This is a genomic window from Thauera phenylacetica B4P, from assembly GCF_000310225.1.
Taxonomy (GTDB): Bacteria; Pseudomonadota; Gammaproteobacteria; order Burkholderiales; family Rhodocyclaceae; genus Thauera; species Thauera phenylacetica.
Genome location: NZ_AMXF01000261.1, coordinates 1 through 5364 on the forward strand (window position 1 = coordinate 1; position 5364 = coordinate 5364).

General features: G+C 73.0%; 3 protein-coding genes. All 3 read right to left on the reverse strand.

Annotated features, from left to right (window positions below):
• Positions 1 to 212 precede the first annotated feature (212 nt).
• Positions 213 to 1658: a metalloprotease TldD gene (gene tldD / locus C667_RS19900; RefSeq protein ID WP_004378885.1), complete on the reverse strand. Its 1446-nt coding sequence runs from the start codon at positions 1656 to 1658 to the stop codon at positions 213 to 215.
• A gap of 130 nt (positions 1659 to 1788) precedes the next feature.
• A complete protein-coding gene (locus C667_RS19905) occupies positions 1789 to 2613 on the reverse strand; it encodes a carbon-nitrogen hydrolase family protein (protein ID WP_004378887.1) in 825 nt (274 codons plus the stop codon).
• Positions 2614 to 2694: 81 nt separating this feature from the next.
• A partial coding sequence (locus tag C667_RS19910) for a YhdP family protein (RefSeq protein ID WP_004378889.1) occupies positions 2695 to 5364 on the reverse strand: 2670 nt, incomplete at its 5' end.

The window sequence follows — 5364 nt, forward strand, 5'->3', positions numbered from 1 at the left end:
GCCTGCCGGCGCTCCTACATGGGGCGGAAGCCGCGGCGGCTCCTGTAGGAGCGCCGGCAGGCGCGAAGGCGGCGGTGGCATCCGGGACGCGCGTCGAGCACCGGACCGCCGGGTTCGCGGCTGCCGCAGCGCCAACAGGGGGTCCGGGACGCGTGGGGTTCCTGTAGGAGCGCCGGCAGGCGCGAAGACTGCCGGCGAGATGCGCCACCGCCTCAGGCCGTCCCGCCCACCGTCAGCCCGTCGATGCGCAGCGTCGGCTGGCCGACGCCCACCGGCACGCTCTGCCCGTCCTTGCCGCAAGTCCCCACGCCCGGATCCAGGCGCATGTCGTTGCCGATCATCTTCACGCGGGTCAGCACGTCCGGGCCGTTGCCGATCAGGGTGGCGCCCTTGACCGGGCGGGTGACCTTGCCGTTCTCGATCAGGTAGGCCTCGGCGGTCGAGAACACGAACTTGCCCGAGGTGATGTCCACCTGCCCGCCACCGAAGTTCACCGCATACAAGCCCTTCTTGACCGACTTGATGATCTCCTCCGGGTCCTTGTCGCCGTCGAGCATGTAGGTGTTGGTCATGCGCGGCAGCGGCAGGTGGGCGAAGGACTCGCGGCGGCCGTTGCCGGTGATCGGCATGCCCATCAGGCGCGCGTTCATCATGTCCTGCATGTAGCCGGTGAGGATGCCGTCCTCGATCAGCACCGTGCGCTCGGTCGGGTTGCCCTCGTCGTCGATCGACAGCGAGCCGCGGCGGTCGGGCAGCGTGCCGTCATCCACCACGGTGACGCCCCTGGCCGCGACCTGCTGGCCGATGCGCCCGGAGAACGCCGAGCTGCCCTTGCGGTTGAAGTCGCCTTCGAGGCCATGCCCGATCGCCTCGTGCAGCAGGATGCCCGGCCAGCCGGGCCCGAGCACGACCGGCATGGTGCCCGCCGGCGCCGGGTCGGCGCCGAGGTTCACGCGCGCCTGATGCACCGCCTGGCGGGCATAGTCGTGCAGGCGGTCGTCGCAGAACCAGCCGTAGTCGTAGCGCCCGCCGCCGCCGGCGCTGCCCTGCTCGCGGCGGCCGTCCTCCTCCATGATCACGGTGATCGACACACGCACCAGCGGGCGCACGTCGGCGGCCTGGTGGCCGTCGCTGCGCACCACCATGACCACCTCCCAGGAGCCGGCGATGTGCGCCATCACCTGGGTGACGCGCGCATCCTCGGCGCGCGCGAAGCTCTCCAGGCGCTCGAGCAGCTTCACCTTGGCGGTGTCGTCGAGCGAGTCGAGCGGGTCGTCGGCGCGGTACAGGCGGGTCCTGAGCTTGTGCGGGACGATGCCGACGCGGCGGCGCTCGCCCGCCGCGGCGATCGCGCGCGTGGCGGTGGCGGCGCCGACCAGGGCGTCGAGCGAGATGTCGTCGGAGTAGGCGAAGGCGGTCTTCTCGCCGCTGATCGCGCGCACGCCCACGCCCTGCTCGATGTCGAAGCTGCCCGACTTGACGATGCCCTCCTCCAGGCTCCAGGCCTCGGAGCGCTGGTACTGGAAGTAGAGGTCGGCGAAGTCGATGTCGTGGCGCATCAGCTTGCGGAAGGTCTTCTCGAGTTCCGCCTCGCCCAGGCCGTAGGGCGACAGCAGGTAACGGTCGGCGACCTTGAGGGGATTCTGGCTCTTGCTCATCGGTAAATCCTTGGCGGGGGATGGCGGTTGGACCGGCATCGGGCAAAAACGATCGGTGCGGGGCGAGAGGATACGACGACGCGACGAGCCCCCGGGACGCGCCGCGTGGGGTCCGTCGCGCCCCCGGCGCTCAGGCCAGGCAGCGGTGACGCAGCGCGGGCAGGCTCTCGCGCACCGCGGCCAGGCGCGCATGGTCGATCTCGGCGAGCACCACGCCGGGACCTTCGTCGCGGCAGGCGAGGATCTCGCCCCAGGGATCGACGATCATGGTGTGCCCCCAGGTCACCCGCCCGCTCTCGTGGCGCCCGCCCTGAGCCGGCGCCATCAGGTAGCACTGGTTCTCGATCGCGCGCGCGCGCAGCAGCACCTCCCAGTGCGCGCGCCCGGTGGTCCAGGTGAAGGCGGCCGGCAGCACGATCAGGTCCACCTCGCCCATGGCGCGGAAGAGCTCGGGGAAGCGCAGGTCGTAGCACACCGACAGGCCGGTGCGCCCGGCCGGCGAGTCGAAGCAGGCGACGGTGCTGCCCGGCTCGATGGTGGCCGCCTCGTCGTAGCGCTCCTCGCCGCGCTGGAAGCCGAACAGGTGGATCTTGTCGTAGCGCGCCACGCGTCGCCCCTGGTCGTCGTAGACCAGGGTCGAGTTGCGCACCTTGTCGTCGGCCTCGGCGACCAGCGGGAGGGTGCCACCGATCAGCCACACGCCATGACGGCGCGCCTCGCCGGCGAGAAAATCCTGCAACGGCCCGGCGCCCTCGGGCTCGCGGATGCGTACCTTGGCGGCCTCGTCCTTGCTGATCAGGGGAAAGTACTCCGGCAGCGCGACCAGGCGGGCGCCGGCCGCCGCGGCCTCGGCGATCAGGCGGGCGGCGGTCTCCAGGTTGGCGGCGACGTCGGGGCCGGAGACGGTCTGGATGGCGGCGATGCGCACCGGGGCGGAGGGCGAGGTTTCGGTCATGTCGGCAAGCTTGGGGCGGAGGACTGCACGGTCGGCAAAGCCCCCGCGGAGGTTGGGCAAGGAAGGGCGCACGCCCCGGGCTCAGCGCGACTCCGGCACGGCGGCGGCGCCGCGCTTGGCGACCTGGGGGTCGGACCACGCGCCGGTCACCGCGTACTCGAAGGCGAAGAGCTTCTCGATCGGGTCGCTGAGCAGCTTCTGTGCAAGATAGGTGACCACCCCGGCGACCGGGTTCACCAGGCCCGCCGCGGCGCCGATCGCCACCGACTCGGACAGCGTCGGCTGCACCAGCACGCGCAGGTCCTGGGTCTCCGAGACCACGTCGGCGCTGCCGCTCATGGCGACGCGCGCCGCCGGCCCGCGGATTTCCAGGTCCTCGCTGCGCAGCACGCCGCGGGCGAGGTCGATGCTACCGGAAATGCGGTCGAAGGCGAATCCTTCGGAGAACACGTCGCGGAAGTCGAGCGTGATCCGGCGCGGCAGCGACTGCAGGCTGAGGATGCCGAGCAGGCGGCCGACACCGGGCTCGAGCTTGTTGAACTGGCCGGCACCGGTCTCCAGCCGCAGCCTGCCCGACAGGCTGGGATAGTCGATCCGCGTCGGCGCTCCCCGCCAGGCGAGCTGGCCGGCAAGGCTGGCGGCGCCGCCGCGCACCACGTCGGGGTAGCCGAGGCGGTGGATCAGCGCACCCATCGCTGCGGTCTCCAGGCTGAAATCGAGCTCCGTGCGCTGGCGGATGCCTGCCCGCCACTGCCCCCTGCCGGCGAGCCGTCCATCGGCGTTCTCGAGTGCGAAGCGGTCGAGCTGCCAGAGGCTGCCGCGGTTGCGCGCGAGGACCTCGAGGCGGCCGAGGTCGAGCTCGTTGATCTCGAAGCGCTCGGCGACCACGTCGAGCGCGGGCAGGCGCTGCGGCGGATCCTCCGGCGGCGGCTCCTCGACTGCGGGCTCGCCCTCGCCTGGGGACTCTCCATTGCCTGCCTCGCGCGCCAGGCGCAGGTGGCGGAAGCGCGCGGCGAGCGTGCCCTTGCCCGCCTCGCGCCAGTCGAACTCGCCGTCCGCGCGGTCGCTCTCCAGGCGTGCCTTCCAGCCGCCCGGGTCGGCACGGGCACGCAGGTCGACCGCCTTGAAGGTCTGGCCGAACACGCCCACCTCGTCGGCGGCGAGCGCGAACTCCGCCACGGTGGCGAGCGCTGCCCCATTGGCGGCCTCACTGTCCTGCCCGGCCGCGTCCGCCACCGGCGCGGCACGCTCCAGCACCGCGCGCCAGGCATCCAGGTCGAGCCGGTCGAGCACCGCGGCGACCCGCACGCCGGATCCTGAAGGCGGCGGCGCATCCGCGCTCGCGCGCCCGAGCGCGACGCCCCCGCGCACCACCCCACCATCGGGCCGCAGCAGCTCGGCGCGCAGGCGGTCGCCGACCGTCAGCGCGACGTGTGCCCCGCTGCCGTCTCCCGCATGCTCGAACACCAGCTTCGCCGGCCAGGCCTCGCCGGCCGACTTGCCGAAGGGCGGTGGCAGGCTGCAGGCGAAGCCGGTGAGATCCGAGACCACCTCGACCCGGGTGCCGCGCCGCCCGATACGGACTTCGGCCGACCACTCCGCGGTGCCGGCGAGCTCATCGAGCAGTGGCAGCTCCCAGGCGGCCGCCAGCGCCGCAGCGTCCGCACGCCCCGCGGCCCGAAAGCGCACCGCGCCGTCTTCGCCGGTCTGCGCGGAGAGGCGCAGCGGATTGCCGAACAGGCGCGCCTGCGCCTCGGGGAGGCTCAGGGTGTCCGCGGTGAAGCGCAGTCGCCCACGCGCCGCCTCGAGCGGCGGCAAGGCCTCGAGCAGCGTGATGCGATTGTCGGTGAAGCGGTATTCGCCCTGCACCCGCGAGTCGATCGTGGTGCGCAAGGGCATCACCAGCTGCAGCTCCAGCTCGCCGCGCCCCTCGGCCACCATGCCGTCGGTGAAGCCGTCGATGCGGCGCGACACCGGGCTCGCCGACACGAAGCGCAGGAACTCGGCGGTGGGGCCGCGCGCGCGGCCGGTGATGGTCATGATCTCGCTCGGGCGCTGGTCGAGGTCGGGCACCTCCGCCAGCACATCGACCAGCTCCACCCCGAAGATGCGTCCGTGTGGCGCCAGGATGCGCAGGCCCGGGCCCTCGAAGCGCACCTCGCCGTCGATGCCCTCGATGCCCGGCCAGCCGGGGGCGTAGTCGAGCGTGGCATCGGCGACCTGCACGCTGACCAGGAAGCGCCCCTTGCCGTCGCGGAAGGGGAAGTCGTCGAGCGCCCCCTTCAGCTCCAGGCGCGCCTCGGGCACCTTCGCCGCGCGGATCCCGCTGCGCAGCCAGTTGCGCGTGTCGTCGTTGACCACCCTCGGGAGGTAACGCCACACCGCGGTCGCCTCGGCGCGGACGAGGCGCACCTGCAGGTCGATCTCGCCCGCCCCGGTCGGCGCCGGCCAGTAGCGGCCCGCGGCGGTGCCGGCGGCGTCGGCGTTCTCGAAGGCGGCCTCGTCGAGCACGATCGCCAGCCGCTCCTCCTGCCGCTGCCAGCCGCCGCGCGCCTGCAAGCGCGAGAAGACCAGCGGGCCGGGCTCGAACACCTCCGGCAGGTCGAGCCGGAGGTCCTCGCTGTCGATCCGGAAGCGCCCGCCCTGGTGGTCGCCGTCCACGCTGCCAGAGAGCCCGGCGAGGCCGGGCAGGCCTTCGCGCGCCGCCAGCCCGAGCCCGGCGAAGCGCGCCGCCAGCGCCCAGCGCTCGGG

Bases quoted from the DNA above. Each gene is read 5' to 3' on its own strand.
- tldD (WP_004378885.1), bottom strand. From the start codon at position 1,658: ATGAGCAAGAGCCAGAATCCCCTCAAGGTCGCCGACCGTTACCTGCTG.
- C667_RS19905 (WP_004378887.1), bottom strand. From the start codon at position 2,613: ATGACCGAAACCTCGCCCTCCGCCCCGGTGCGCATCGCCGCCATCCAG.